General features: G+C 49.3%; 23 protein-coding genes and 6 tRNA genes. 17 read left to right on the top strand and 12 right to left on the bottom strand.

Annotated elements, in window-relative coordinates; translation table 11 throughout:
• Positions 1-2: 2 nt before the first annotated feature.
• Entirely contained in the window at positions 3-1,253 is a 1,251-nt protein-coding gene (gene hemA, locus JYB87_RS05095) for a glutamyl-tRNA reductase (protein WP_207355817.1), read from the bottom strand.
• A gap of 331 nt (positions 1,254-1,584) precedes the next feature.
• Here hemA and lolB point away from each other — a divergent pair, with 331 nt between their 5' ends.
• The 3 genes from lolB to JYB87_RS05080 all read left to right on the top strand — a co-directional run bounded on the left by lolB (position 1,585) and on the right by JYB87_RS05080 (position 4,047).
• A complete protein-coding gene (gene lolB, locus JYB87_RS05090; protein WP_228729949.1) occupies positions 1,585-2,169 on the top strand; it encodes a lipoprotein insertase outer membrane protein LolB in 585 nt (194 codons plus the stop codon).
• Positions 2,166-3,023, top strand: a complete 858-nt coding sequence (ispE, locus tag JYB87_RS05085) for a 4-(cytidine 5'-diphospho)-2-C-methyl-D-erythritol kinase (protein WP_207355816.1) — start codon at positions 2,166-2,168, stop codon at positions 3,021-3,023. Before lolB ends, ispE begins: the two co-directional genes overlap by 4 nt.
• 76 nt (positions 3,024-3,099) lie before the next feature.
• A complete protein-coding gene (locus tag JYB87_RS05080) occupies positions 3,100-4,047 on the top strand; it encodes a ribose-phosphate pyrophosphokinase (RefSeq protein ID WP_207355815.1) in 948 nt (315 codons plus the stop codon).
• A gap of 45 nt (positions 4,048-4,092) precedes the next feature.
• On the opposite strand, the gene JYB87_RS05075 is transcribed toward JYB87_RS05080, so the two are convergent.
• On the bottom strand, positions 4,093-4,416 hold the full coding sequence (locus JYB87_RS05075; protein WP_228729948.1) for a hypothetical protein: 324 nt from the start codon (positions 4,414-4,416) through the stop codon (positions 4,093-4,095).
• 127 nt (positions 4,417-4,543) lie between these two features.
• Here JYB87_RS05075 and JYB87_RS05070 point away from each other — a divergent pair, with 127 nt between their 5' ends.
• Positions 4,544-5,014 (top strand): hypothetical protein, encoded by a 471-nt coding sequence (locus JYB87_RS05070; protein ID WP_207355814.1) that lies wholly within the window; start codon positions 4,544-4,546, stop codon positions 5,012-5,014.
• Positions 5,015-5,137: 123 nt separating this feature from the next.
• On the opposite strand, the gene JYB87_RS05065 is transcribed toward JYB87_RS05070, so the two are convergent.
• The 9 genes from JYB87_RS05065 to JYB87_RS05025 all read right to left on the bottom strand — a co-directional run bounded on the left by JYB87_RS05065 (position 5,138) and on the right by JYB87_RS05025 (position 8,974).
• Positions 5,138-5,212 (bottom strand) — tRNA-Gln (locus JYB87_RS05065).
• 41 nt (positions 5,213-5,253) lie between these two features.
• Positions 5,254-5,330, bottom strand: a tRNA-Met gene (locus JYB87_RS05060).
• A gap of 4 nt (positions 5,331-5,334) precedes the next feature.
• A tRNA-Gln gene (locus JYB87_RS05055) sits at positions 5,335-5,409 on the bottom strand.
• Between the two features lie 18 nt (positions 5,410-5,427).
• A tRNA-Gln gene (locus JYB87_RS05050) sits at positions 5,428-5,502 on the bottom strand.
• A gap of 33 nt (positions 5,503-5,535) precedes the next feature.
• Positions 5,536-5,620 (bottom strand) — tRNA-Leu (locus JYB87_RS05045).
• Between the two features lie 27 nt (positions 5,621-5,647).
• A tRNA-Met gene (locus JYB87_RS05040) sits at positions 5,648-5,724 on the bottom strand.
• A gap of 193 nt (positions 5,725-5,917) precedes the next feature.
• Positions 5,918-7,009: a redox-regulated ATPase YchF gene (gene ychF, locus JYB87_RS05035; RefSeq protein ID WP_207355813.1), complete on the bottom strand. Its 1,092-nt coding sequence runs from the start codon at positions 7,007-7,009 to the stop codon at positions 5,918-5,920.
• Positions 7,010-7,058: 49 nt separating this feature from the next.
• On the bottom strand, positions 7,059-7,646 hold the full coding sequence (gene pth / locus JYB87_RS05030; protein ID WP_207355812.1) for an aminoacyl-tRNA hydrolase: 588 nt from the start codon (positions 7,644-7,646) through the stop codon (positions 7,059-7,061).
• A gap of 140 nt (positions 7,647-7,786) precedes the next feature.
• On the bottom strand, positions 7,787-8,974 hold the full coding sequence (locus JYB87_RS05025; RefSeq protein WP_228729947.1) for an FAD-dependent oxidoreductase: 1,188 nt from the start codon (positions 8,972-8,974) through the stop codon (positions 7,787-7,789).
• A gap of 646 nt (positions 8,975-9,620) precedes the next feature.
• On the opposite strand from JYB87_RS05025, the gene miaB reads away from it, so the two are divergent.
• The 5 genes from miaB (at position 9,621) to lnt (ending at position 15,124) form a co-directional block, all read left to right on the top strand.
• Complete coding sequence (gene miaB / locus JYB87_RS05020; protein ID WP_207355811.1) at positions 9,621-11,045, top strand: tRNA (N6-isopentenyl adenosine(37)-C2)-methylthiotransferase MiaB; 1,425 nt, start codon at positions 9,621-9,623, stop codon at positions 11,043-11,045.
• Between the two features lie 123 nt (positions 11,046-11,168).
• Positions 11,169-12,227 carry a PhoH family protein gene (locus JYB87_RS05015; protein ID WP_207355810.1) on the top strand — a complete coding sequence of 353 codons (1,059 nt, stop codon included), beginning with the start codon at positions 11,169-11,171 and terminating at the stop codon, positions 12,225-12,227.
• Entirely contained in the window at positions 12,217-12,678 is a 462-nt protein-coding gene (gene ybeY, locus JYB87_RS05010) for an rRNA maturation RNase YbeY (protein WP_207355809.1), read from the top strand. The genes JYB87_RS05015 and ybeY overlap by 11 nt, the downstream gene beginning before the upstream one ends.
• Before the next feature lie 29 nt (positions 12,679-12,707).
• Positions 12,708-13,586, top strand: coding sequence for a CNNM family magnesium/cobalt transport protein CorC (gene corC / locus JYB87_RS05005; RefSeq protein ID WP_207355808.1), 879 nt, complete (start codon positions 12,708-12,710; stop codon positions 13,584-13,586).
• A 50-nt stretch (positions 13,587-13,636) separates the two neighbouring features.
• Positions 13,637-15,124: an apolipoprotein N-acyltransferase gene (lnt, locus tag JYB87_RS05000; RefSeq protein ID WP_207356596.1), complete on the top strand. Its 1,488-nt coding sequence runs from the start codon at positions 13,637-13,639 to the stop codon at positions 15,122-15,124.
• Between the two features lie 64 nt (positions 15,125-15,188).
• Here lnt and JYB87_RS04995 read toward each other — a convergent pair whose 3' ends face one another.
• Positions 15,189-15,689 (bottom strand): zinc ribbon-containing protein, encoded by a 501-nt coding sequence (locus JYB87_RS04995; RefSeq protein ID WP_207355807.1) that lies wholly within the window; start codon positions 15,687-15,689, stop codon positions 15,189-15,191.
• A gap of 119 nt (positions 15,690-15,808) precedes the next feature.
• On the opposite strand from JYB87_RS04995, the gene leuS reads away from it, so the two are divergent.
• The 8 genes from leuS to rodA all read left to right on the top strand — a co-directional run bounded on the left by leuS (position 15,809) and on the right by rodA (position 24,432).
• A complete protein-coding gene (gene leuS / locus JYB87_RS04990; RefSeq protein ID WP_207355806.1) occupies positions 15,809-18,388 on the top strand; it encodes a leucine--tRNA ligase in 2,580 nt (859 codons plus the stop codon).
• Between the two features lie 11 nt (positions 18,389-18,399).
• Positions 18,400-18,909 carry an LPS-assembly lipoprotein LptE gene (locus JYB87_RS04985; protein ID WP_207355805.1) on the top strand — a complete coding sequence of 170 codons (510 nt, stop codon included), beginning with the start codon at positions 18,400-18,402 and terminating at the stop codon, positions 18,907-18,909.
• Positions 18,909-19,940: a DNA polymerase III subunit delta gene (holA, locus tag JYB87_RS04980; protein ID WP_207355804.1), complete on the top strand. Its 1,032-nt coding sequence runs from the start codon at positions 18,909-18,911 to the stop codon at positions 19,938-19,940. The genes JYB87_RS04985 and holA overlap by 1 nt, the downstream gene beginning before the upstream one ends.
• Complete coding sequence (gene nadD / locus JYB87_RS04975; protein WP_207355803.1) at positions 19,940-20,584, top strand: nicotinate-nucleotide adenylyltransferase; 645 nt, start codon at positions 19,940-19,942, stop codon at positions 20,582-20,584. Before holA ends, nadD begins: the two co-directional genes overlap by 1 nt.
• A gap of 61 nt (positions 20,585-20,645) precedes the next feature.
• On the top strand, positions 20,646-20,969 hold the full coding sequence (rsfS, locus tag JYB87_RS04970) for a ribosome silencing factor (protein ID WP_207355802.1): 324 nt from the start codon (positions 20,646-20,648) through the stop codon (positions 20,967-20,969).
• 6 nt (positions 20,970-20,975) lie between these two features.
• Positions 20,976-21,446 carry a 23S rRNA (pseudouridine(1915)-N(3))-methyltransferase RlmH gene (gene rlmH / locus JYB87_RS04965; protein ID WP_207355801.1) on the top strand — a complete coding sequence of 157 codons (471 nt, stop codon included), beginning with the start codon at positions 20,976-20,978 and terminating at the stop codon, positions 21,444-21,446.
• A 33-nt stretch (positions 21,447-21,479) separates the two neighbouring features.
• Positions 21,480-23,345, top strand: a complete 1,866-nt coding sequence (gene mrdA, locus JYB87_RS04960; RefSeq protein ID WP_207355800.1) for a penicillin-binding protein 2 — start codon at positions 21,480-21,482, stop codon at positions 23,343-23,345.
• On the top strand, positions 23,332-24,432 hold the full coding sequence (rodA, locus tag JYB87_RS04955) for a rod shape-determining protein RodA (protein ID WP_207355799.1): 1,101 nt from the start codon (positions 23,332-23,334) through the stop codon (positions 24,430-24,432). The genes mrdA and rodA overlap by 14 nt, the downstream gene beginning before the upstream one ends.
• The last annotated feature ends 21 nt before the right edge of the window (positions 24,433-24,453 follow it).

Here is a 24,453-nt window from a genome sequence, read left to right as displayed (position 1 = left end):
CCTTAGTCTTTATCTAAGCCGAGCGCGGTTCTTAGTTGTCCAAGTGCATTGAGATCGCCGTGGCGACTGGCTACGGTTAACGCTTGTGTTGGCGCATGAATAAGTTTGTTCGTCAGGCGATTAGCCAATTCACGAAGCACTTCCTCTGCATTACTGCCCTGCGTTAATTTGTGTAGCGCCCGTTCCAACAGTTCATCTTTAATCTCATTGGAATGGGTACGATATTCACGAATGCTGTCGACAGACTCTAATGAGCGCACCCACTTCATAAACTCGTGAGATTGCTCTTCAGTAATAAGTTCCGCTTCTTCGGCGGCTTCACGGCGTGAAGCCATATTCTGTTCCACGATGCTTTGCAGATCGTCCACGGTGTACAGATAAGCGTCATCTAAGTCTGCGACTTCTGCTTCTATATCCCGAGGTACCGCAATATCAACCAGCAACATAGGTTGATGGCGGCGCTGCTTCAGCGCTTTTTCCACCATGCCTTTACCAAGTATCGGCAGTGGGCTGGCGGTAGAGGATATCACGATATCGGCTTTTGGCAGATAGTCTGGGATCTGTTCTAGCGTAATTGCTTGAGCGTTGAACTCTTCACACATGGCTTGAGCGCGTGAAAGCGTACGGTTTGCCACCACCATTGCGGCTACGCCGTTTTCTTTGAGGTGACGCGCCACCAACTCGATGGTTTCACCGGCACCCACCAACAGCACCTTAGTGTTGCTCAAGGAAGAGAAAATCTGTTTCGCCATCACCACGGCGGCAAACGCCACCGACACAGCAGAAGAACCGATTTCGGTTTCAGTGCGGACTTTTTTGGCAACGGAGAAGGTGTTTTGGAACAGGCGATCCATGGTCGCAGCAACAGTGCCAGACTCTTTCGCTTTTGAAAATGCCTGCTTCACCTGCCCTAAAATTTGCGGTTCACCGAGTACTAGTGAATCTAACCCTGATGCAACGCGCATCAGATGTTGAACCGCTTTTTGGCCTTCATGTTGGTAAAGGCATGGGGCAACCTCGTCATGGTTGAGTGCATGATACTGCTCTAACCATTGCACGACTTGCTGAGCATTTTCAGTGTTACAGTAAAGTTCTGTTCTGTTGCAGGTAGACACGATCACTGCTTCACCACTGCCCGCTTGCTGCGCAAGACTCTTCATCGCTTCATGAATAGTATCTGGGGAAAAGGCGACTTTCTCGCGCAAGTCAACAGTGGCAGTTCTGTGGTTAATACCAATTGCTACTAGGCTCATCTGACTCGTTCTGGACTCTTAGCGTCATTCTATCTGTATGCGAACATTCTACTGAATCGACAAATCTAAAAACAGAATACGCTTAACAAAACCGAATAAAGATAAAAAAAGTCTATTTAACTCTTTTAATCTTGTTTATTTACCAATACTTGCTCAAATTCAATTCAATAACAGCAAAAGCTGATTGAGCCGCATTTAGACATATGTTGTTTCGGAACGCAAAGGGCTCGTATCATAGTCACCATCAAAATTTGAATCAGCGACGATTAATTTGAAGCCTCTCACAAAATTAGCAATCTCCAATATTCTTACCAAGCTAACGGTACTAATCGTGAGCAGTTGGTTATTGAGCGGCTGTGGCATTACGCCACCAAGCGCGTGGCAACCCACCCAAGTGACGCAGGTGAGCCAAGCCAAAGCATGGGAGTTAAAAGGCAAAATCGCGGTCAAAACCCCTGAACAAAAATTCAGTACCAACCTCTATTGGTTACATACGCCTGAATCGGAAGAGCTGCGGCTGACCAGTATGATTGGTTCCACGTTAATGCTGCTCACGTCGAACAATCGCTCAGCGACACTTGAAGTGGACGGCAACACTTATCAAGGCGCTAACGCCACTGAGCTGCTACAGCATCTAAGCGGCTGGCAAATCCCCATTAGCCAACTGCCGCAGTGGATTGTGGGGCTGCCGGGCAACGCCACAATCATCAAAACCGATGCGCAAGGCTTGCCGCAAAAGTTGCAAGATGCCAGACAATTACCCCCGTGGCAGATTGACTATAAAAGTTGGCAAACATTACAGAGCAACCAATTACCACGCTTACTGACATTAGAACGCGGTGAGCTTTCGCTAAAAATTCAACTGAATGAATGGCAAGCGCTTACCGAAAAACGTCCGCAAGGAACCGCTAAATGAGCGACAACACTGTATCTTTAGGCTGGCCAGCACCAGCAAAGCTTAACCTTTTTCTGCACGTCAACGGCCGTCGCGCCGATGGCTATCACGAACTGCAAACCCTGTTTCAGTTTGTCGATTTTGGCGATTGGCTTGATGTGAAAGTCACCGCCAAACCTGAGATTGTGCTGCGTAGCAATATCGCTATGGATGTTGCCGCCGAAGACAACTTGATTGTGAAAGCCGCCAAAGCACTACAACAAGCGGCTGACTGCCAGCAAGGCGCGGAGATTTGGCTCGATAAACAACTGCCAATGGGTGGCGGCTTAGGCGGTGGCTCATCCGATGCGGCCACCACGTTAGTGGCGCTCAATGCCTTATGGCAATGTGGCTTATCAGTAGACGAATTGGCCGCGCTCGGCCTTAAGCTCGGCGCTGATGTGCCGGTGTTTATTCGCGGTCATGCAGCGTTTGCCGAAGGTGTCGGGGAAAAATTACAACCTGTCGATTTAGATGAACACTGGTATGTGGTAATTGCGCCCGATGCGCATGTTTCCACCGCCGAAGTATTTCAACATCCAGCGTTACCAAGGGATACGCCGAAACTGCAATTGTGTGATTTATTGTCCTCGGAATGGAAAAATGACTGTCAGAAATTGGTCACAGAGCAGTTTTCGCAAGTTGCCAATGCGCTGGCGTGGCTGATAGAATATGCGCCGTCTAGAATGACCGGTACCGGTGCCTGTGTATTTGGTCAATTTGACAACGAGCAGCAAGCACGAAGCTGTTTTAAGCAAATGCCATCCACCCTGCGTGGATTTGTTGCCAAGGGGTTGAATCGTTCCCCGTTAATGAGCCGCTTAGGCGAACTCTAAACCGATTCCTTCAGGGATAAAGCGCGTCACTTTATCCCCCAGTTCTTATACAAAGCAAACGCCCGAGGTTCCTAAAGTGCCCGACATTAAGCTCTTTGCTGGGAATGCCACCCCCAGTCTCGCCAAGAAGATCGCAGATCGTCTTTTTTGTAAGCTTGGAGACGCCACGGTTGGCCGTTTCAGCGATGGTGAAATCAGCGTACAGATTAATGAAAATGTACGTGGTGCGGATGTGTTCATTATCCAATCCACCTGTGCTCCTACCAATGATAACCTGATGGAATTGGTGGTTATGGTTGATGCCCTGCGTCGTGCTTCGGCAGGTCGTATCACCGCCGTAATCCCTTACTTCGGTTATGCTCGTCAGGACCGTCGCGTGCGTAGTGCTCGTGTACCTATCACTGCAAAAGTAGTGGCTGACTTCCTGTCTAGCGTAGGTGTTGACCGCGTACTGACCTGTGACCTGCACGCAGAGCAGATCCAAGGCTTCTTTGATGTGCCAGTAGACAACGTTTTCGGTAGCCCAGTGCTGCTAGAACACATGCTGTCTAAGAAGTTTGAAAATCCAGTGGTTGTTTCTCCAGACATCGGCGGCGTAGTACGTGCCCGTGCTGTTGCGAAACTGATGGATGATTCAGACTTAGCGATCATCGACAAACGTCGTCCACAAGCGAACGTTGCGCAAGTTATGCACATCATCGGTGATGTTGAAGGCCGTGACTGTATCATCGTTGACGATATGATCGATACCGGCGGTACACTTTGTAAAGCCGCTGAAGCACTGAAAGCCCATGGCGCTAACCGCGTGTTTGCTTACGCAACACACCCAGTGTTCTCTGGTAACGCACCAACCAACATCAAAGAATCAATGATTGATGAAGTGATCATCACTGACACCATCCCATTGAGTGCTGAAATGCAAGCTTCAGGTCGCGTCACCCAATTGACCATGTCAGGCGTACTGGCAGAAGCTATTCGCCGCGTGAGCAACGAAGAGTCAATCTCAGCGATGTTCCATCAATAAGCGCTTGCTTGATTGAGACAAAAAACGCACCCAAGGGTGCGTTTTTTATTGCTTGTTGTTTACCAAGCTAATGTGGAATTTATCGATCTCGCTACAAACTTCACGATACTTAGAATCGACCTCTGCATATTTTTCGCGGCAAGCTTGAGTAAAGCTATCATTAAGTCCCCAATCTTTTGCAGCTTTCAATTGCTGATTCATCTCATTTAGGTATCCAGCTTTTAAATCAAGAAGCGCTTTAAATCGATTTAGCTCGTTGGCTTTTTTAGACTCATTTACTGCCCAACGGGCGTACAAAGCCGATAAACCTGAAATTAGCGCCGCTATAATCGATATAGTTTCGGATGAAATGTCGATAACGCCTCCCAACAATATGATTCAAAAGACTACTAGTTAGAATACAACATTACTAATATCACAATCTGACACAAATCAGAGTGGCCCTTTTTCGATGGTCAGCCCAATGTCAGCGAAATAGACCACGCAGCAACTGAACATGGAACTAGTGCCTCAATTTGTTTATCCACTTGATTTTACAGTTAGTTACTTTCACCGCTTAATTTATGCGGACATGCAATTTAACACAATAGATTTAGCCAAGTTAATCAACATCTTCAATCTGAATGCAGCACCGATTTCCCTTGGCGCGGCGAAGGAGCGTTGGGCAGCCGTTGAGCAATCGAGACAGGATGTCGAAGAAGCCGCGCCGAGGAATGGATTCCGAGTTGGCGGCGATTTGCGAAAATGGCAAACCAGAAGCGCCGTAGCGTTTCGCGACGTGGGGCGTCGTCGGGTTTCCAAAGGGCGAGGGACGAGCATCGCCCTTTGGCTCTGGTGTGGAACGAGTAGTTCCACGACTTTGGCAAACGCAGTTTGCAATCACGCAGTGATTTCTGCCAAGCGCAGCTTGGTATGGCGAAGCCATCAAGCTTTCGCAACCGCTGGTTGCAATGACTGTCAGCCATAAATGCAATTGCGTAGCGATAAATCATGGCAGCGCTAAAAGTACAAAACGCAGAAACACGAAAACCACGCTATCAAACGCAGAACTAAAACAAACTAAATGGGAATTTAAAACAAGAAGAGAAAATGGCTGGGGTACCTGGATTCGAACCAGGGGATGCCGGTATCAAAAACCGGTGCCTTACCGCTTGGCGATACCCCAACTGAAGTAACATCAAGGATGTTATTTTCACGCAAATTAAATGGTAGCAATGGCGGGACTTGAACCTGCGACCCCAGCATTATGAGTGCTGTGCTCTAACCAGCTGAGCTACATTGCCACAATGGCTGGGGTACCTGGATTCGAACCAGGGAATGCCGGTATCAAAAACCGGTGCCTTACCGCTTGGCGATACCCCAATAAGGATTGCGGGGAGATGGCTGGGGTACCTGGATTCGAACCAGGGGATGCCGGTATCAAAAACCGGTGCCTTACCGCTTGGCGATACCCCAACAACTTAAAAAGTTTAGCTCATCACTCGAAAATGGTACGGGAGGAGAGACTTGAACTCTCACACCTTGCGGCACCAGAACCTAAATCTGGCGTGTCTACCAATTTCACCACTCCCGCATCGAGATGATGACATCCTAAGAAGGATGGTAGCAATGGCGGGACTTGAACCTGCGACCCCAGCATTATGAGTGCTGTGCTCTAACCAGCTGAGCTACATTGCCACTAAATCTTTTCCGTCTCTCTCCCGAGAGAACGGGGCGTATTATGCTTATTCGTCTGAAACAGGTCAACAGCTTTTTTAGTAAGAATCACAGCTTTAACACCGTTCGGCTATAAACTCACCAAAGTGGGTAACCATTGTTCAAACAAGGCTTAATTCAGCGGCCAAACGACCGCTGCAGCCACAATACGCGATTAAACGTTAAACAAGAAATGCATTACATCGCCGTCTTTGACGATATAAGTTTTACCTTCAACACGCAACTTGCCAGCCTCTTTTGCACCAGCCTCGCCCTTGAATTGCACGAAATCGTCGTAAGACATTACTTGGGCACGAATAAAGCCACGTTCGAAGTCGGTGTGGATTTTACCCGCCGCTTGTGGCGCTGATGCACCAACAGGCACAGTCCATGCGCGCACTTCTTTAACGCCTGCGGTGAAGTAGGTTTGCAGGTTCAACAATTCGTAACCGGCACGGATCACACGGTCAAGACCTGGTTCGTCTAGGCCCAGATCCGCCATAAACTCATCACGCTCTTCTGCGTCCATCTCAGCCAATTCAGATTCAATTGCGGCACATACCGGCACAACAATGGCGTTTTCTTCGGCGGCAATGGCACGTACTGTGTCCAGATGCGGGTTGTTCTCAAAACCGTCTTCAGACACGTTGGCGATAAACATGGTGGGTTTGAGGGTTAAGAAGTTCAGGTAAGCAACTGCTTCTAACTCTTCTTTGCTCAGGTCCAGCGTACGCAGCATTTTGCCTTCATCGAGCACTGGCTTGAGTTTTTCTAGTACTTCTACTTCGAACTTGGCATCTTTATCACCGCCTTTAGCACGCTTCTGCTGACGGGTGATGGCGCGTTCGCAGCTGTCCAAGTCAGCCAAGGCCAACTCAGTGTTGATCACTTCGATGTCGCTTGCTGGGTTGACTTTGTTAGCCACGTGCACAATGTTGTCGTTCTCAAAGCAACGCACTACGTGACCAATAGCATCAGTTTCACGAATGTTAGCCAAGAACTTGTTGCCCAGACCTTCACCCTTAGATGCACCAGCAACCAAACCGGCAATATCCACAAATTCCATGGTGGTTGGCAGTACGCGTTCAGGTTTGACGATCTCAGCCAGTATATCCAAACGTGGGTCTGGTACTGGCACTACGCCAGTGTTTGGCTCGATAGTACAAAATGGAAAGTTGGCTGCTTCGATGCCCGCTTTCGTTAACGCGTTAAACAGAGTCGACTTACCGACGTTTGGCAAACCAACGATGCCGCATTTAAAACCCATGTGATTACCCTTTTTTCATTCAAATTCCGGCGGCTAACCGGCTATAAAATCATTCAGCCTTAAACGCGTGTAAGCGATTCATGGCTTTCGTTAAATCATCTGTCAGCAAAATATCGGTGGCACGAACCGCTTCATCTACGGTGGCATCGATCAGCTGTTGCTCAGTTTGTGGCGCCTTACCCAGTACGTAACCACTCACCTTACTTTTGTCGCCGGGATGGCCAATGCCAATCCGTAGACGGTAAAAATCTTTGCAGTTGCCCATTTTGGCAATGATATCTTTCAAGCCGTTATGGCCACCATGACCACCGCCGAGTTTGAACTTTGCCACGCCCGGCGGCATGTCCAACTCGTCATGAGCCACTAATATCTGCTGCGGTTCAATCTTGAAGAAATTCGCCAGCGCTGATACCGATTTACCACTAAGGTTCATAAAGGTAGTAGGTACTAACAAACGTACATCACGGCCTTTGACGATTACTCGTGCACTGAGACCAAAATATTTGCTGTCTGGTACCAGCGTAGCACCATAATGGCGGGCCAGCTGTTCAACATACCAAACCCCTGCGTTATGCCGCGTTTGTTCATATTCGGCGCCGGGATTACCTAATCCGACTACCAGCTTAATATCTGTCATGGAATTTGTATCTTCACTACTTGGCATTCATGAAAATGCCGCAAATCGTCGCGGCAGTGCATCAATAAAAATGCCGCGGATTGGAAAACGCGGCATTTTAACACTCTAATCAAAAGAACAACAAATCATCGCTAACGCGATTATTGCAGCCCTAGGGCATATTTCAGCACTTGCTGCTTCACTGGGTTGTTATAGTTGGCCAGCTTTAAGCCCACATTGCGTACTAATTTGAGTGGCAGTAAGTCATTACTGAAGCCCGCATAGAACAGATCCATACCTGTCATCATCAGCTGATTATCAAACCAACGCTTACGTTGGTATTGCTGCAACACCGGCTTGCTCCACCAGTGATGTTCGCTTTGCTGCGCGGCAGCAATCACCTGAATTAGCGCATCAACATCTTTAAAACCTAGGTTAACGCCCTGCCCCGCTAATGGGTTAATGGTATGAGCCGCATCCCCCAAAATCACCAGATGATCTTTGTGGTACTGTTTTGCATGGCGGCGCGTTAACGGAAAACTACCACGTTCCACCACTTCAAAATTGCGGTCGAGACGCTCAGGAAAATGTTGGTCAATGGCTTGTTTCAGTTGCTTATTACTCAGCTGCATTAAATCACGAATGGTATGGGCATCGTCGTACCAGACTAACGAGGCATTTTTGCCCGGCAGTGGCAATAATGAACGTGGGCCTTTGGGAGTAAACTGCTGCCAAGTCACATCTTGCTCGTCAGCTTCAGTGGCAATGTTAATTAACATACAAGCTTGGCGATAATCCCAGCCGGTCACGCCAATGCCTGCCCACTGGCGTACCATTGAGTTGGCGCCGTCAGCGCCTACCAGCAAACGCGCATCGAGGACTTGGCCGTTATCTAAACTCACTTCAATGCCGTTCGTTGCGCGGACCAAACGCGCCACTTTTGCTGGGCAATAACAATGCAGATTGTCATACTGGCAAAACTGTTGCCACAAGGCTAACTGCACCAAACGGTTTTCGACAATGTGGCCAAGATGAGACATGTTTAGCTGCTGCGCTGCAAACTGGGTAATAAACCCGTCCATCTCCCATGTTTCCAGCCCGCGATAAGGCACGCTACGCATCTGCCACAAGCTATCCAATGCACCTAATCTGGCTAACAGGTTTTCCGAAGCGACACTGATCGCAGACACCCGCACATCAATAGGCTGGTCAGGATCATAGGCTTGAGGCTGACGAGATTCGACCACCGCAATGGAAAGCCCCAATTGCGCAAGACCGATAGCAGTAGCGGCGCCGACCATACCGCCGCCGATAATAACCACATCGTGCTGAATATGTTGTTTTGTCACGTATTGATATTCCTACAGCGCACAATCAGCCCAAACTCGCTAACTGCTATTGCTTTATTTATAAATGGTTCATCGAGCGAGGTCTGACATCGCGCAACATAGTGGGCTTTGTTCCCACCGAGCAAAGCGCGACGATAACCCACTTACTCGCACCTTAATGGCGAATAAAGGCGGCCAACACTGCGATGATTCGCTTGCCGCTGACTCAGCTTATGCTGCCGTTTCTTATCAGTCACTAGAGAACGGCTAAAAGCGATTACTGCCTGAATCATAAGGCGTTAACCTTAACAAAGCAGTGAGCGGGTTAAATCAGAAAGGCACCACTATAACCGACGAATGTGGTGCGCATTATGCCGTAAATCAACATTTCACGGAAAGCTTGCAGAGAATGAATTGTGGCTATTCCGCGTAAACACCGACGCAACTTTGACTGCAATTGGCCAACAAACTGAGTTGGTTTAGTGCGTTTCAAGAGAGCGATAAAAGTAGCTAAGCCATTATTTTTATGTAGGATTATCTTGACCACGCTGCACTAGCCATGGTTATTTTTTGCTTTACCCGCACTGAGTATTGGCATGCTTGCAGCTTCGCAGGTAAAATAGCGCGCTATTTTTCCTATGTGGTATGTGAGAGCGCGGCAAAACTGATGAGTAAAAAACTCCATATTAAAACTTGGGGCTGTCAGATGAATGAGTATGACTCAGCAAAGATGGCCGACCTATTAAACGAATTCCAAGGCTACAGCCTGACAGAAGAGGCTGAAGAAGCTGACGTGCTGTTGTTGAACACCTGCTCGATTCGTGAAAAGGCGCAGGAGAAAGTGTTTCATCAGCTAGGGCGCTGGAAAAACCTCAAGGATAAAAACCCAGATTTGATCATTGGCGTAGGTGGTTGCGTGGCTTCGCAAGAAGGCAAAGCCATTAAAGAACGCGCTCAATGTGTTGATATCGTGTTTGGCCCGCAAACCCTGCACCGTCTGCCTGAGATGATTAATCAGGTGAAAAACGGTGATAAAGCGGTAATCGATGTGAGCTTCCCTGAAATCGAGAAATTCGACCGTCTGCCTGAGCCTCGTGCTGAAGGCCCTACGGCGTTTGTATCGATCATGGAAGGCTGCAGCAAATACTGCTCATTCTGCGTAGTGCCTTACACTCGCGGTGAAGAAGTCAGCCGTCCACTGGATGACGTGATTTTGGAAGTGGCGCAGCTGGCTGAGCAAGGCGTACGTGAAGTTAACCTTTTGGGGCAAAACGTCAACGCCTATCGCGGTGCGAAACATGATGGCGAAATCTGTAGCTTTGCCGAATTGCTGCGTTACATCGCCGCCATTGATGGCATCGACCGTCTGCGTTTTACTACCAGTCACCCGATTGAATTTACTCAAGATATCATCGATGTTTACGAAGATACGCCTGAGTTGGTCAGCTTCCTGCACTTGCCGGTGCAATCAGGCTCAGACCGTATTCTGACCCAGATGAAACGTGGCCACATGGCGATTGAATATAAGTCGATTATCCGTCGTCTGCGCAAAGCGCGCCCTGATATTCAAATCAGCTCTGACTTTATTGTTGGCTTCCCAGGTGAAACCGCAGAAGACTTTGAAGACACCATGAAGCTGATTGAAGAAGTGAACTTTGACCATAGCTTCAGCTTTATCTACAGCGCGCGCCCGGGTACGCCTGCGGCTGACCTGCCAGATGATGTCGATTTAGAAGAGAAAAAGCAGCGTTTGGCACGTCTACAAGACACCATTACCCACCAAGCGATGCGTTACAGCCGCCAAATGCTCGGCACCGTACAACGTATTTTGGTAGAAGGCCCATCGGTGAAAAATCCAATGGAACTGCGTGGCCGTACCGAAAACAATCGTGTGGTGAACTTTGAAGGTCAACCACAGCATATCGGCAAATTTGTCGACGTAGAGATTATGGACGTGTACACCAACTCACTGCGCGGCAAGTTTATTCGCGGCGAAGATGAGATGGATCTGCGCAAAAATCTGCGTCCAATCGATATTGTGACTAAACATCAGAAAGAAGATACGCTGGGCGTTGGCACCTACACGCCATAAGCGATACGAAAAAAGGCGGCGAAAGTCGCCTTTCAACTTTTTACGACACACTTTTTCAATGGCAATTCGCGCCATAGGCTCGTAAACTGAATTTTTACCTTGTAGTAATTTTCGGAGTTATTTTTGTCCAACAAACTGACTGCAATGGACCTCTATTTGGAACCGGCAGACACTCGCCGCCTGGCATCTCTCTGTGGTCCTTTTGATGACAACATCAAACAACTCGAACGTCGTATCGGCGTCGAAATCAGCTATCGCAACAATCACTTTCGCATTGTCGGTCAAGCTCAGGGCTGCTTAACGGCCAGCAACCTGCTGAAAACCCTTTATGTTGAAACCGCGCCGATGAAAGGCAGCACGCCCGATCTTGAGCCGGAAAAAGTTCATATCGCGATTCAAGAAGCGGTGTCTATCGAAGCCGATGACGACAGCGAACAGCCGAAAGAACACTTCATTAAAACCCGTAAAGGGGTGATTAAGCCGCGCAACCCAAACCAAACTCAATACGTGAGCAATATTGTGCGACACGACATCAGTTTTGGTATTGGCCCGGCTGGTACCGGGAAAACCTATCTGGCGGTGGCCGCAGCAGTGGATGCGCTCGAACGCCAAGAGATTCGCCGTATTCTGTTGACTCGTCCAGCGGTTGAAGCAGGTGAAAAGCTCGGGTTCTTGCCCGGTGACTTAAGTCAGAAGGTCGACCCCTATCTGCGCCCACTGTATGACGCGTTATTTGAAATGCTCGGCTTTGAAAAGGTTGAACGATTGATTGAGAAAAGCGTGATTGAGATTGCGCCACTGGCCTATATGCGTGGCCGTACACTTAACGACGCGTTCATTATTTTGGATGAAAGCCAAAACACCACCGTTGAACAGATGAAAATGTTCCTCACTCGGATTGGCTTTAATTCCAAAGCGGTGATTACCGGTGACATCACCCAGATCGACTTACCGAAACACGTTAAATCGGGACTGCGCCACTGTATCGAAGTGTTGTCAGAAGTGGATGAAATCAGCTTTAACTTCTTCCAAGCGAAAGACGTGGTACGTCACCCCGTTGTAGCAAGAATTGTGGAAGCCTACGAAAAACACGAACAACTTGAACAAGCCACCAAAGCTGCCCGCGAAAGAGCGCGTGAGCAACGTGACGCGGTAATGGAACCCCAGCATCATGAGTCTTGAGCTCGATTTAGATTTACAAATTGCCACTGAGGCCACAAACCTGCCGCAACAAGCGGATTTTGAGCGTTGGGCCACCCTCGCCATCGGCAATGCCATGCCAGTGGCCGAAATGACCATTCGCTTAGTTGATGAAGCTGAAAGCCAACAGCTGAACCACGAATATCGCGGTAAAGATAAACCAACCAATGTGCTGTCTTTTCCGTTTGAGGCCCCGCCTGGCATCGACCTGCCACTGCTCGGCGACTTGGTGATTTGTGTGCCGGTGGTTGAACAAGAAGCCGCTGAACAAGGCAAACCGTTGCAAGCCCATTGGGCACATATGGTTGTGCATGGATGCCTGCATCTGCTAGGTTATGATCATATTGAAGACGAAGAGGCTGAAGAAATGGAGTCCATTGAGACCCAACTAATTGAAAGCCTTGGTTTTACTGACCCCTACAAGGAGCAATAGTTGTCTGCAAGTCAGGCACAGGAACCGCTATGAGTGACGACACCCCCCCGAGTACGAACGCCCAAAAGAAGGGCTGGCTAGATATTGTGAGCCAGTTGTTTCAGGGCGAACCCCAGAACCGTGAAGAACTGGTTGAGGTAATCCAAGACGCTGAACAGCGTGACCTCATTACCGAAGACACTAGCGAGATGATCAAAGGTGTCCTGGAAGTCTCGGATTTACGCGTACGGGATATCATGATCCCACGCTCACAAATTGTAGCTATTCAATACACTGACGGTGTCGAAGAAGTGCTTAACACCGTCATCACCTCCGCACATTCGCGTTTTCCGGTTGTGAATGAAGACAAAGACCATATCGAAGGCATTTTGCTGGCCAAAGATCTGATCCCTTATGGCTTTAATAACAACGATGAACCTTTCTCATTGGAACAAATCATCCGCCCTGCGGTGGTTGTGCCTGAAAGTAAACGGGTTGACGTACTGCTGAAAGAGTTTCGCTCACAACGCTACCACATGGCGATTGTGGTCGATGAATACGGCGGTGTATCGGGTCTGGTGACCATTGAGGATATTCTGGAAGAGATCGTCGGCGAGATTGAAGATGAATTCGACCATGACTCGGAAAATGAAGCCGATATCCGTAAAGTCGGTGGCCGTGTGTTCATGGTGAAAGCACTCACACCAATCGATGATTTTAACGACCATTTTGGTTGTAATTTCAGCGATGAAGAGTTTGATACTGTCGGTGGTTTGGTCAGTCATGCCTTTGGTCGACTGCCGGAGCGTAACGAAAAAATCACCATCGGTGGTTACGAATTCAAAGTGATCAATGCTGACACTCGCCGATTGATCCAGTTACGGGTTAAACTCCCCGATCAGGATGAACCAGAAAGTAGTAATGAATAGTGCCGTCAAAAGCTCTCACCCGCGGTAAAACCGCATTCTGTTACGCGCTGATGTTTGCACTCGGCGCGTTAACAGCCCTCTCTTTTGCTCCATACAATATCTGGCCGTTATTACCCGTCGCATTGGCTGTTGCCATGTGGTGTGGCGAAAAACTGCCGCTGTCAGCCACTAAGCTGTGGTGGTGGTTCGGTTTTGGCAGCTTTGCTACCGGCATCAGTTGGGTGCACGTTAGCATGGTGCGCTATGGCGAATTACCGCTGGCAGTCGCCATTTTACTGATGGCGCTACTTTGCGCGTATTTAGCATTATTTCCAGCGTTAGCCGGTTGGTGTTATAGCAAACTCAAAAGCCCTAAAGCGCCGCTCTGGAACCTGTGTTTTCTATTCCCTGCCTTATGGGTAATTGCCGAATGGGCTCGCGGTTGGGTGCTCACCGGCTTCCCGTGGTTGTGGCTGGGTTACAGTCAAGCCGAAGGACCACTGCGGCCATTGGCGGCCGATATTGGCACCTTAGGCATTAGTTTCATTGTGGTCAGCGTTGCTGGCGCGTTGTGTTTGCTGGCATTGAAACGCTTTTTCAGCTTGCCTATTTGGTTGTTGGTGTTAGCGGTGGGCGTGTTTATTACGCCCTACTACAATCCCATCAAACGCAATGGTGAAACGGTCAATGTGGCGCTGGTGCAAGGCAACATTCCACAAAGCATGAAGTGGGATCCAGAAGCGTTGTGGCCCACCTTACTCAAATATATCGATCTGACTCGACCACATTTTGCTGATAGCGATATCGTCATTTGGCCCGAAGCAGCGGTGCCATCGTTAGAGCTGGATACCCAAGAGTTTCTTGATAACAGTAACCGCGCCGCCAATCTGAATAACAGTGCGATTATTACTGGGATTCCGGGGCTGGAGCATGGCAACTTCTATAACGCTCTGATTGTGCTTGGTAATGCTGGCAAGAAGCAGCAAGCGGCCGGGGATTATCAGCTGCACAGCAATAATCGTTACCGGAAACATCACCTACTGCCAGTGGGCGAATTTGTGCCGTTTCAGTCGCTGCTCAGACCGATAGCGCCGTTCTTCAATCTGCCGATGTCATCGTTTAGTGAAGGCGACTACATTCAGGATAATCTACGCGCAGCGGGCTACCATTTGGCGCCAGCCATCTGCTATGAAATTGCCTTTCCTGAACAACTTAGAGACAACGTGCGCAGTGATACCGACATGCTGTTAACCGTGTCAAATGATGCTTGGTTTGGCGAGTCTAACGGCCCACTACAACATATGCAGATAGCGCAGATGCGCGCAGTAGAATTAGGTCGTCCACTACTGCGCGGCACCAACAATGGCGTGACCGCAGTGGTTGATGAACACGGCAATATCACCGATAAACTACCGCAATTTGAACAGGGTGTGTTGACCAGTAAAGTCGCCTTGGTTGAAGGTGTTACCCTGTTCCACCGCTTTGGACAGTGGCCAATATTGCTATTGACGGCCCTCATTTTGTTGCTGGCGCTGCTGCGGCGCAAAATGAAGATCTGATGCAATGTTTAGCAAAAACGCAGCCTTGGCTGCGTTTTTTGATTGCAGTGATATGGCAGCACTACTAAGGCATTAACGCTTCGCGGGTAAATTCTCGGTTATCGCAATTGGGGCATTCAGGCACCACATTGGTAAATTCAATACTCATGCCCTGCCCGCATTGGGTGCAACTCAACCGCCCTTGGCTCACCACATCACCGGTGTGATACACCCCGGCTTGTTTGAACTGCTGCGCCAACTCATGCCATTCCACTTGGCTGCGATCACTGATTTCACCAAGCCAATGCCACAATGATTGCTCAAAGCCAATCACACTTGGGCTATAGCTCAGATCGGTTTGCATGCGCTGCTTGATAAAACTGTCGATGTCGCGTCTTAAAAAACCTTCCACCAATGCTAACTCATCTTCCGATGCCTTACGCTTAAGTGCCAAAAACTCGCGGCTGTGGGTGATTGCTTCATAAAGGGCATTAATACTCAACGAACTGTCATCACGATATTGCTCAGCCACTTTGTCCATTAACGACTGATAGAGCGCCAATAATTTTTCACTTTTCTCGTTCATGACCACGACTCCTTAACTCCGGTCTTTGTTAAAGACTCACTTCTGGTTTATCCTATGCGGATTTAAAAGCGCCCCTATGCGCAATCGTCAATTTATGGGCGGCAAAGCCGAGAAACCTGATGCAAGAACAATACAATCCTTCAGAAATTGAAGCCCGCGTACAACAAAACTGGGCTGAGCAGAAAACCTTTGAAGTGACAGAAGATCCAAATAAAGAAAAATTCTACTGTCTCTCTATGTTCCCTTACCCGTCTGGCCGCCTACATATGGGACACGTCCGTAACTACACGATAGGTGATGTAGTGGCACGTTTCCAGCGTTTACAGGGAAAAAATGTCCTGCAACCAGTTGGTTGGGATGCCTTTGGTCTGCCAGCAGAAAACGCGGCGATTAAGAACGCCTCTGCACCGGCGCCTTGGACTTACGAAAACATCGATTACATGAAAAACCAGCTGAAAATGCTGGGTTTTGGCTACGACTGGAGCCGTGAAATCGCCACCTGTACCCCAGAGTATTACCGTTGGGAACAGTGGTTCTTCACTAAGCTGTATGAAAAAGGCTTGGTCTACAAAAAGACCTCTTCAGTAAACTGGTGTCCAAACGACCAAACCGTATTGGCTAACGAACAAGTACAAGACGGTTGCTGCTGGCGCTGTGACACCAAAGTGGAACAAAAAGAGATTCCACAGTGGTTCGTCAAGATTACCGCTTACGCCGAAGAGCTGCTGAACGATATCGACACCTTGGAAGGTTGGCCAGAGCAGGTGAAAACCATGCAACGCAACTGGATTGGCCGCTCAGAAGGGGTCGAAATGACCTTCGCGGTTGATGGTAGCGATGAAACCTTCGATATCTACACCACTCGCCCAGATACGGTTTACGGTGTGACTTACGTGGCCATTGCCGCGGCGCATCCGCTGGCCATCAAAGCCGCAGCTAATAATCCTGAACTGGCTGCATTTATTGATGAATGCAAACAAAGCAAAGCCTCTGAAGCTGAGCTGGCGACGATGGAGAAAAAAGGCGTTGCCACTGGCCTATACGCCATTCACCCACTGACCGGCGCCAAAGTGCCAGTATGGGCAGCTAACTTTGTCCTGATGAACTACGGTACTGGTGCAGTCATGTCTGTACCTGCGCACGACCAACGTGACTACGAATTTGCCGCCAAATACGGTTTAGAAATCAAACCGGTTATCAAACCTGCTGACGGCGAAGTCGACGTATCAGCAGAAGCTTATACCGAAAAAGGCGTGCTGTTTGATTCTGCAGAATTCTCCGGCTTAGCATTTGCTGAAGCATTTGATGGCATTGCCAACAAACTGCAAGCAGAAGGCAAAGGCAAACGCCAAGTAAACTATCGTCTGCGTGACTGGGGCGTGAGCCGTCAACGTTACTGGGGCGCACCAATTCCAATGGTGACCTTAGAAGACGGCAGTGTAATGCCAACACCCGAAGATCAACTGCCAGTGATCCTGCCAGAAGATGTGGTGATGGACGGCGTACAAAGCCCAATCAAAGCCGACAAAGCGTGGGCACAAACTACCGTGAATGGCCAGCCAGCACTGCGTGAAACCGACACCTTTGATACCTTTATGGAATCAAGCTGGTACTACGCCCGTTACTGCTCGCCAAAAGCGGATCAAATGCTAGATCCAAGCAAAGCCAACTACTGGCTGCCAGTGGATCAATATATTGGCGGTATCGAACACGCCTGTATGCACTTGTTGTACTTCCGTTTCTTCCACAAACTGCTGCGCGATGCTGGCTTGGTGCAATCTAACGAACCTGCAAAACGCCTGCTGACCCAAGGTATGGTGTTGGCAGATGCCTTCTACTACACCGACGACAAAGGTGCGCGTGTGTGGGTTTCCCCACTGGATGCCACCATTGAAGAGCGTGATGACAAAGGCCGTATCGTAAAAGCGCTCGATAACCAAGGTCATGAGCTGGTGTACACCGGCATGAGCAAAATGTCGAAATCGAAAAACAACGGTATCGACCCGCAGCTGATGGTAGAAAAATACGGCGCCGACACGGTACGTCTGTTTATGATGTTTGCTGCTCCGCCAGAAATGACGTTGGAATGGCAAGAATCAGGCGTTGAAGGCGCACACCGCTTTATCAAACGTCTGTGGAAATTGGCATTTGATTTGACTGCTGCGGGTGAAATCGCTGCGCTGGACGTTGCTGCACTGAATGCCGACCAGAAAGCGCTGCGTCGTGAGTTGCACAAAACCATCGCTAAAGTGACTGATGATATCGGTCGCCGTCAGATGTTCAACACTGCAGTCGCTGCAGTGATGGAACTGATGAACCATCTGCAAAAAGCGCCACAAACCACTGAACAGGATAAAGCCCTGTTGGTTGAGGCACTGACCGCCGTGGTACGTTTGCTGTACCCAATTACGCCACACCTGAGTTCTGTGCTGTGGACCGAGCTGGGCAATACTGATGCGATTGAAACTGCAGCATGGCCTGAAGTTGACGAAGCCGCATTGGTGGAAGACAGCAAGCTGATCGTGGTACAAGTTAACGGCAAACTGCGCGCAAAAGTGACAGTGGCAGCTGATGCAACCCAAGCACAAGTCGAAGCTGTCGCGATGGCAGAAGAGCCGGTACAGAAATACCTTGAAGGTGTCACCATCCGTAAAGTGATTTTCGTGCCAGGTAAACTGCTCAACATCGTGGCGAACTGATAAGGGATTTCATGCTGAAAACTATCAAGCGTTTGAAGCCTCTGACAACTTGCTTACTGGCACTGGTCATACTGACCAGTGCTGGCTGCGGTTTTCACTTGCAAGGCAGCTATTCGATTCCAAACGAGTTGCGGGTGTTGAGCCTGCAGACACAAGATCAGTACAGTGAACTGAGCCGCTTAGTGCGCGATAGACTGAGGTTGCATAACATCAGCATTCAACCACAAAGCAAAGAGTTACCACGACTGACCTTAATCAAAGACTCGCTGGAGCGTTCAACGCTATCGCTCTATTCCACCGGTAACGTGGCTGAATATGAGCTGATTTATCATGTAGATTTCAGTGTGGCATTACCGAACAAAGAGGCACAAAAATTCAGTGCCGAAATTCGTCGTGACTACCAAGACGACCCGCGTACCGCATTGGCAAAGAGTCGTGAGATGAACTTGCTGGTGAAGGAGATGCGGGTTCAAGCGGCCGATTACATTATTCAGACCTTGGCATCTACCGAGGTCAACTGATGCGGGTCTATCCGGATCAACTCCATCGGCAACTTAACACGCTCAAACCTTGCTATCTGCTCTTTGGCGACGACCCATGGTTGTTAAATAATGCCAAAGGGCAGCTTATCGCTGCCGCCAAAGCCCAAGGCTTTGAAGAACGCATTCAACTGGAACAAGACAACAGCTTCAACTGGCAAGATCTCGCTAACGAGTGGAATGCCATGAGTCTGTTTGCCAGTCGCCGCATCATCGAATTACATCTGCCACAAGCCAAACCCGGCACGGATGGCAGCGCGATGCTGCAACAACTGCTCAATAGCCAGAATTCTGATGTGATGCTTATTTTGAGCGGCCCTAAGCTGGCCCGCGAGCAGCAATCAAGCAAGTGGTTCAAAGCACTCGATAAAGATGGGATTTTCGTACCCTGCACTACGCCGGAAGCGGCGCAGTTTCAGCGCTGGCTTGAAGGACGCATTCAGTTTTATCGGCTTAATCTGCAAAATGATGCCCGCGCCATGCTCGCCAATCTCTACGAAGGCAACCTGCTGGCCGCCGATCAAGCCTTGCAGTTACTCCAGCTGTTAGCAGCAAGCCGCCCAGTCAGTGCCGATGAACTGGCACAGTATTTTGAAGATCAGTCGCGCTTTAACGTGTTTCAATTGGTCGATGCCTTGCTGGAAAATCGCCAAGATAAAGCGCAACACATGCTGGTGCAGCTCAAAGCAGAAGATACCGCCATGCCCATCATTCATTGGGCGCTGCAAAAAGAGCTGACCATTCTGTGGCAACTGCAATCAGCGGCACAGGCTAGGCAACCATTGGCGCCCATTTACAGCAAATTACGGATCTGGGATTCACGCCAACCACTGTATCAAAGCGCGTTATCACGGCTGTCACTAGATCAGCTTGAATGGATGCTATCTTGCTGTTCAACCTTGGAACTAAAGCTTAAACGTCAGGGCATTGAAGACTGGACTGGCGTCAGCCACCTGTGTTTGTTGTTTGATGCGAAGGCGCATGCGCAACTTAGTGGATTTGGATTAGATTAATGCGGATTGGGATTTTCGGCGGCACATTTGACCCTGTGCACTATGGCCATTTACGTCCAGCAGAGGCGGTAAGACAACAACTGCAACTGGATGAGTTATGGTTGATGCCAAACCGTATTCCGCCGCACAAAGCGGCTGCCAGCGCCTCGGTAGAGCAACGTCTCGCAATGTTGGCGTTAGCCCAGCAAGAATTTCCTGCATTTTCTATCTGCGATATCGAACTCAAGCGCGAAGTGCCGTCATACAGTGTCGTCACCCTTGAAGAGCTGCGTGACGCGAGACCAGAAGATACATTTTATTTCATCATGGGCACTGATTCCTTGGTGACCTTATCGACGTGGCATCAATGGCAACGGCTGTTTGATTTGTGCCATCTGGTGATCTGTGGCCGCGACGGTTGGCAACTTACCGCAGAGAATCCGGTGTGGCCAGCATGGCAACAACGTCAAAGCAATGCGACACAACATCTCAGCCACGCGCCAACATCCGCCGGAGAGATCATTCAGCTGGATATTGAGCTGCAACCCTATGCTTCAACCCTATTGCGCCAAGCACTAGCAAACAGCGACATAGCCGCCTGCCAACAAGCTGTACCCGCCGCTGTGCTTGCATTCATTTTGCAACAGCAGTTATATCAAAGCTGATACAAACGCTATTTGCCGCTATACTAGCGCGCCAAAATAACCGACGAGTGAGGAACTGCACGTGCAAAGCACGGAACTAAAAGCCTTTGTAGTAGACAAAGTTGAAGATATTAAAGCGAAAGATGTAGTAGTGTTGGATGTGACAGACAAGTCCAATGTCACTGATTACATGGTGATTTGTACCGGTACGTCGAACACCCATTTACGCGCTATCGCCGATAACGTCGTACGCTCGGCCAAAGCAGTCGGAATTGAACCACTTGGAGTTGAAGGCCGCGATAGCAACGAATGGGTACTGGTGGATTTAGGTGATGTGATTTTGCACGTGATGCAAGATGTCACCCGCGAGCAATACCAACTCGAAAAACTCTGGTCAGAAATTTAAGCGCTTATGAAACTGCAATTGATTGCCGTTGGCACCAAAATGCCCGACTGGGTCACTCGCGGATTTGAAGAATATCAGCGCCGTTTTCCGCGCGATATGCCGTTTGAGTTGATTGAAATCCCCGCTGGTAAACGGGGCAAAAATGCTGATATCGCCCGCATTCTGCAAAAAGAAGGCGAAGCGATGCTGGCCGCAGTCGCTAAAGGCAACCATATTGTCACCCTCGACTTACCGGGGAAAAACTGGACCACGCCTGAACTCGCCAGCAATTTGGAAAAATGGCAACTCGATGGGCGTGATGTCAGTCTGTTGATTGGTGGGCCAGAGGGATTGGCCCCTGCATGTAAGCAAGCCGCCGCACAAAGCTGGTGTTTATCTGCGCTCACGCTGCCGCATCCGCTGGTGCGCGTCGTGGTAGCAGAAAGTCTCTACCGCGCGTGGAGCATCAATAATAATCATCCCTATCATCGGGAATAACGCCGTACGGGCAACAAAGGACGGAGAGACTCAGTGCATAGAAAAAAGCGCATCACCATGCACGACCATGCGGCGGAAGCATCGCTATTTAAACGCCGCGCGCTGTTTACCTTTGTTTGTGTGTTACTGCTAATTGGCGTGTTGATTGGTAACCTTTACCATCTGCAGATCACCGCATTTAAAGACTACACCACCCGCTCGAATGACAACCGCATTCGAGTGACCCCTATTGCTCCTAGTCGCGGGTTGATTTACGACCGTAACGGCAAGCTGTTAGCCGAAAACCAGCCGTTTTACTCGTTAGAAGTGGTGCCAGAAAAGGTCAAAGACATCCCCGCCATGCTGGATGAGCTAACTAAAGTCATTCCGATTAGCGATGATGAGCGGCAAGACTTTATGGAAACGCTCAAATTTCATCGTCGCTTTAAGCCGTTAACCATCAAAAGCCGCCTGACCGAAGAGCAAGTGGCTGAATTCAGTGTTAACCAATATAAATTTGAAGGTGTATCGGTAGAAGCTGGGCTTGATAGATTCTATCCGCAAGGCACCCTGCTGACCCATGTGCTTGGCTACGTTGCGCGCATTAATAACAGTGACCGCAGCAAGTTAGAGCAAACGGGCAAATGGTCGGATTACGCTGCTACCAATAATATCGGCAAGCAAGGGATTGAGAAATTTTATGAATCCTTGCTGCACGGGATGCCCGGCCATATGGAAGAGGAAGTAAACAACCTCGGCCGTCATATCCGTACCCTTAAAGTCGAGCCGCCAGAACCAGGGCAAGATCTGTATCTCACACTGGATTTAGAGCTGCAGAAAAAGGCCATGGAATTACTTGGCGGTCGTCGCGGCTCCATAGTGGCGATTGACCCGCGTGATGGCGGCATTCTCGCCATGGCATCCAGCCCGAGTTATGACGGCAACCACTTTGTCCATGGGATTAGCGGCAAGGAGTATAGTCATCTGCTGAACTCGCCGGATAGACCATTAATTAACCGCGCCACCCAAGGCCAGTACGCACCAGCATCCACCATTAAACCGTTAATGGCATTGATGGGATTGGATGACAAAGTGGTCACTGAGAAAACCCGTGTGTGGGACCCGGGCTATTGGCAGATCCCCGGAGTTGACCGCAAATACCGCGACTGGAAGCGTTGGGGGCATGGCTGGGTGGATGTCTATGGTGCGATTGTGCACTCGTGCGATATCTACTTCTACGAGATGGCCTACAAGACCGGCATTGATCACATCAGTAACTTTATGGGCAAATTTGGTTTTGGCCAAAATACCGGTGTGGACATTTTCGAAGAATCCGCCGGCAATATGCCATCTCGCGATTGGAAGCGGCTCAAATATAACCAATCTTGGTATATCGGTGACACCATCTCCATCGGCATTGGCCAAGGCTACTGGACTTCAACGCCATTGCAGCTGGCCAGCGCATTTACCATCTTAGCCAACAAAGGCAAACACTATACACCGCATCTGCTGAAGTCGATTAAAGACGTGACCTCAAAAATCGATAATCCTGCTGATCAGCAGCCGCCCATTGTGCTGAACGACCAGCGTAACTGGGACGTCATTGCCGAGGCGATGCGGCAAACGGCCCATAGCTCGCGCTTTAAAGACGCCCCCTACACAGCAGCGATGAAAACGGGTACCGCGCAGGTGTTTAGCGTTGCTGAAGATGAAAAATATGATGCTGATACCATTGATGAAAAACTGCGCGACAACGCCTTGATTGTGGCCTACGCACCGTTTGAAAACCCCAAGATTGTATTGGCCGTAGTACTCGAAAACGCCGGCTGGGGTGGTGCTAACGCAGGCCCGGTTGCCCGAGAAATGCTCGACGATTTTATGCTGCGTGATAAGTGGGAGTTGCACAATGCAGAACACTAAACCCAACTTCTGGCAAAAGCTGCATATTGATCTTCCACTGTTATTGGGGCTGTTAGCGCTGATGGGCTACGGGCTGTTCATCATCTATTCGGCCAGTGGCGAAAGCTTGGCAATGATGGATCGGCAACTGCTGCGGATGGGCTTATCACTCGGCTTAATGCTGTTTTTGGCACAAATTAACCCTGAGATGTATCGTCGTTGGGCATTGCCCATCTATCTTGCTGGGGTCGCCTTGCTGCTTGCGGTGACCTTTTTTGGCGAGATCAATAAAGGGGCCCAGCGCTGGCTTAATCTGGGCTTTATGGAGTTTCAGCCGTCAGAACTGATGAAACTCGCGTTCCCAATCACTATGGCTTGGTACATCAGTAAATTCCCACTGCCACCAAAGAAGCGTTACCTTGCAGGCGCTGCGGTGATTTTGTTAGTCCCCACCTTACTTATCGCGAAGCAGCCGGATTTGGGTACCTCAATTCTAGTGGCAGCATCTGGGGTATTTGTGCTGTTTTTATCGGGCATGAGCTGGATGATTGTGGGCGGCATAATTATCTCAGTGCTGGCCTTTTTGCCAGTGCTGTGGTTCTTTTTAATGCACGATTATCAACGTAATCGGGTGCTGACCTTGCTCAACCCCGAAGCAGATCCACTCGGTACCGGCTACCACATCATCCAATCCAAAATCGCCATTGGTTCCGGTGGGTTATGGGGCAAAGGCTGGTTGGATGGCACACAGTCTCAGTTAGAGTTTTTACCAGAGCGCCACACAGACTTTATCTTTGCGGTGATTGGTGAGGAGTTTGGTCTCATTGGCAGCTTGTTCTTGTTGGCTTTGTATATCTATGTCATTGGCCGCGGCTTAGTGATTGCATCACGGGCACAAACCAGTTTTGCACGCTTGCTGGCGGGTTCCATTACCCTCACCTTCTTTGTATACGTGTTTGTAAACATCGGCATGGTGTCGGGGATCTTGCCGGTGGTGGGTGTGCCGCTACCGTTAATCAGTTACGGCGGCACATCGATGCTGACATTGATGGCCGGATTTGGCATTCTAATGAGCATTCATACCCACAGACGCTTTATCGACAGATAACCTTAACTAAAAGGGATGTAC

Origin of the sequence: Shewanella avicenniae (assembly GCF_017354945.1) — a bacterium.
In the GTDB taxonomy this organism is placed as follows: Bacteria; Pseudomonadota; Gammaproteobacteria; order Enterobacterales; family Shewanellaceae; genus Shewanella; species Shewanella avicenniae.
The sequence above is the reverse complement of the archived record's forward strand: the minus strand, read 5'-3'. Positions and strand labels throughout refer to the sequence as shown.

What these genes read in the sequence shown, in the direction of transcription:
- hemA (WP_207355817.1), bottom strand. Translation starts at nt 1,253, where the DNA reads ATGAGCCTAGTAGCAATTGGTATTAACCACAGAACTGCCACTGTTGAC.
- ispE (WP_207355816.1), top strand. Translation starts at nt 2,166, where the DNA reads ATGAGCGACAACACTGTATCTTTAGGCTGGCCAGCACCAGCAAAGCTT.
- JYB87_RS05070 (WP_207355814.1), top strand. Translation starts at nt 4,544, where the DNA reads ATGGAACTAGTGCCTCAATTTGTTTATCCACTTGATTTTACAGTTAGT.
- ychF (WP_207355813.1), bottom strand. Translation starts at nt 7,009, where the DNA reads ATGGGTTTTAAATGCGGCATCGTTGGTTTGCCAAACGTCGGTAAGTCG.
- pth (WP_207355812.1), bottom strand. Translation starts at nt 7,646, where the DNA reads ATGACAGATATTAAGCTGGTAGTCGGATTAGGTAATCCCGGCGCCGAA.
- miaB (WP_207355811.1), top strand. Translation starts at nt 9,621, where the DNA reads ATGAGTAAAAAACTCCATATTAAAACTTGGGGCTGTCAGATGAATGAG.
- ybeY (WP_207355809.1), top strand. Translation starts at nt 12,217, where the DNA reads ATGAGTCTTGAGCTCGATTTAGATTTACAAATTGCCACTGAGGCCACA.
- corC (WP_207355808.1), top strand. Translation starts at nt 12,708, where the DNA reads ATGAGTGACGACACCCCCCCGAGTACGAACGCCCAAAAGAAGGGCTGG.
- lnt (WP_207356596.1), top strand. Translation starts at nt 13,637, where the DNA reads ATGTTTGCACTCGGCGCGTTAACAGCCCTCTCTTTTGCTCCATACAAT.
- JYB87_RS04995 (WP_207355807.1), bottom strand. Translation starts at nt 15,689, where the DNA reads ATGAACGAGAAAAGTGAAAAATTATTGGCGCTCTATCAGTCGTTAATG.
- leuS (WP_207355806.1), top strand. Translation starts at nt 15,809, where the DNA reads ATGCAAGAACAATACAATCCTTCAGAAATTGAAGCCCGCGTACAACAA.
- JYB87_RS04985 (WP_207355805.1), top strand. Translation starts at nt 18,400, where the DNA reads ATGCTGAAAACTATCAAGCGTTTGAAGCCTCTGACAACTTGCTTACTG.
- holA (WP_207355804.1), top strand. Translation starts at nt 18,909, where the DNA reads ATGCGGGTCTATCCGGATCAACTCCATCGGCAACTTAACACGCTCAAA.
- nadD (WP_207355803.1), top strand. Translation starts at nt 19,940, where the DNA reads ATGCGGATTGGGATTTTCGGCGGCACATTTGACCCTGTGCACTATGGC.
- rlmH (WP_207355801.1), top strand. Translation starts at nt 20,976, where the DNA reads ATGAAACTGCAATTGATTGCCGTTGGCACCAAAATGCCCGACTGGGTC.
- rodA (WP_207355799.1), top strand. Translation starts at nt 23,332, where the DNA reads ATGCAGAACACTAAACCCAACTTCTGGCAAAAGCTGCATATTGATCTT.